The 2,487-nt window shown below is 66.3% G+C and carries 5 protein-coding genes; all 5 read left to right on the forward strand.

Features of this window, described 5'->3' with window-relative positions; translation table 11 throughout:
- Positions 1 to 137: hypothetical protein (locus tag ACT84W_RS01585; RefSeq protein ID WP_444327988.1), on the forward strand; the 137-nt coding region annotated here is incomplete at its 5' end.
- A 287-nt stretch (positions 138 to 424) separates the two neighbouring features.
- Positions 425 to 841: a zinc-ribbon domain-containing protein gene (locus ACT84W_RS01590; protein ID WP_444327972.1), complete on the forward strand. Its 417-nt coding sequence runs from the start codon at positions 425 to 427 to the stop codon at positions 839 to 841.
- A complete protein-coding gene (locus ACT84W_RS01595) occupies positions 838 to 1,008 on the forward strand; it encodes a hypothetical protein (RefSeq protein ID WP_444327973.1) in 171 nt (56 codons plus the stop codon). Before ACT84W_RS01590 ends, ACT84W_RS01595 begins: the two co-directional genes overlap by 4 nt.
- 13 nt (positions 1,009 to 1,021) lie before the next feature.
- Positions 1,022 to 1,600, forward strand: a complete 579-nt coding sequence (locus ACT84W_RS01600; RefSeq protein WP_444327974.1) for an SPOR domain-containing protein — start codon at positions 1,022 to 1,024, stop codon at positions 1,598 to 1,600.
- A gap of 130 nt (positions 1,601 to 1,730) precedes the next feature.
- A partial coding sequence (locus tag ACT84W_RS01605; protein ID WP_444327975.1) for a LacI family DNA-binding transcriptional regulator occupies positions 1,731 to 2,487 on the forward strand: 757 nt, incomplete at its 3' end.

Raw genomic sequence — 2,487 nt, forward strand, 5'->3', positions numbered from 1 at the left:
TGCTCGGCCTCGACGACGACGCGCGCATGAACGTCCCCGGCGTGGCCGAGGGCAACTGGAGCTGGCAAGCCGACGCCGCCGACGTCGCGGCCGCGGCCGACCACCTCGCCGACCTCGTCCGCGAGAGCGGGCGGTAAGGGGCGAGGCGCCGGGGAGCCCTGCTCGCCGGCCTTGCGCCTCATGCAAAGAATTCGGCACTTGTTGGGCCTCTTGCAAAGAAAACGGCTTCCGTTGGCCCATTTGCAAAAATAACGGCACTTGTTGAGTCTCGCGGGACCAACAAGTGCCGTTTTCTTTGCATTCGGGCCAACGGAAGCCCGATTTTTTGCAAAGAGGGGCGGGGCGCGCGAAATGTTGCGCAACGCGGCGCGGGCTTCTTGGTACATGATGAAGAAGGCCTGATAAAGCGCGGAAAGGGATGCCGATGTACTGCACGGAATGCGGGGCGGAGAACGAAGAGGGCGCGGAGTTTTGCACCAACTGCGGGGCACCGTTGACCGACGGCATCGACGCGATGACTGCGGGCGCGACTACCGCCATGCCGGCTGCCGCGCCTGCCGGCCTTACCGCCCCCGCTGAGGCGCCTGCCGCGGCATCGCCCCGCGTCGGCGAGAAGCCCGCCACGCGCCGTGCCGTCGCGATCGCACTCCTTTCCGCCGTCGTGATCGCGGCCGGCGGGGGAGCGGGCTATTACTTCGGCGTTTACCGGGCCGACCAAGAGCGCATTGCGCAGGAACAGGCTGATTACGAGGCAAAACACTCCGAGCATGCCGTGACTCTCGGCGTTATGGGGGCGGATGGGACACGTCCGAGGGCGCGTCGAAGCTGCCGGTCAGCGTGACGGGGACCGACGTCGACGGCAACCGGGTCAACATGACCGCGTTCGTCGACTCGGACGGCAAGGGCCTGAAGCTGGTCCAGGGGTCGTACGAGCTGGGGGCTCGCCGGCTCCCCGCTCGGCCACGACGGGACCGTGTGGGCCACGCCGTGCACGACGTTCGGGCTTAAGCTGGATAGCTCTTTGGAGAAGGATCAGGAGGTCGACGCATCTTCGGGCGAGGCGATCAAGCTCGGCAACAAGATCGACCCCATCGACGTGACGGACGAGCAGCTCGATACCGCCGAGAAGCTCGCGATGCAGGGCGGCTGCGACTCGGAGACCACCGCCAAGGCGCTCGCCTCCGCGGCGAGGAGCTCGAGGGACGCAGCGGTCTCCGCGAAGCAGGCGAAGGACGCCGCCGAGGCCCAGAAGCGGGCCGAGCAGGAGGCGAAGAAGGCGAAGGACGAGGCCGCTCATGCCCAGCGGAACGCCGCGTCCTCGGGCGCGCCCAATGGCGCGGCGCCGTTCTGGGGCGCGTTCGCTATGGCGAGCAAGAACCCCGAAACGTCCTGGAACAAGGTCGAGGAGCTGCAGAAATCCGGGTTCCCCGACGCGACCGTCGTCTGCACGACGGACTGGGGGAACCTAAACAAAGAGACCTGGTACTCCGTCACCGCCGGGCTGTACGCGAGCGAGGATGTGGCGGTGCACGTCGTCGACCAGCTCAAGGACCGCGGGATCTCGGATGCGTACGCGCGGTACTCCGGGGCGCACAAGTAGCGTCTCGCGGCTTGGACGGCCTCGAGCTTCTTGCCGGCACGGCGATTTCCGCGAGCGGGAAGCCGTGGGCGCCCGTTGGGGTATGCTGAATAAATATGGCAAGGATTGACATACCGAGGGCGGCGACGTCATGGCACGTGGGGGCAACCAATCGAAGGAAGCGGCGAAGCCGGGGATCAAAGAGGTCGCGGCGGTCGCCGGGGTCTCGCCGACGACGGTCTCGCGCGTGCTCAATAACCGCGGTTACATCAGCAAAGAAACCCGCGACAAAGTCCACGCCGCGATGGAGCGCATCAACTATGCGCCCAACGACATCGCCCGCGCCATGCTCAACGGCCGGCTCAACCTTATCGGCATGATCGTCCCCTTTGTGAGCAGTCCGTTCCACGGCCAGATCGTGCAGGCGGTCGAGCGCACGCTTGCCGAGAACGGCTTCAAGATGCTCCTGTGCAACAGCGCCTGCCGTCCCGACCTCGAGCGTGCCTACATCGACATGCTCCGGCGCAACATGGTCGACGGCGTCATCGTCAACTCGCTGAACATCGGTGCCGAGGCGTACGCCGAGATGGGCTTAAGCCTCGTGGGAATCGACTGCGATCTCGGTGAAGGCTCCGTCCAGGTCGCGAGCGACAATTATCGGATGGGCGAGCTCGCCACGCGGCGCCTCCTCGACGACGGGTGCCGCCGGATCCTGTGCCTGCGCAACAACAGCCGCATGAGGATGCCCGGCAACAAGCGAACCGAGGCGTATCGCGACCTCGTCGCGGCGGCCGGCCTGCCCGCGCTTGTCCGCGAGGTTGAGTTCGTCCGGCCCGACGCCGAGAAGGAGCTCGCGATCGCACAGATCCTCGCCGAGAACCCTGACATCGACGGGATCTTCGCAGGCG

It is taken from the genome of Paratractidigestivibacter sp. (assembly GCF_052362415.1).
Classification (GTDB): domain Bacteria; phylum Actinomycetota; class Coriobacteriia; order Coriobacteriales; family Atopobiaceae; genus Paratractidigestivibacter.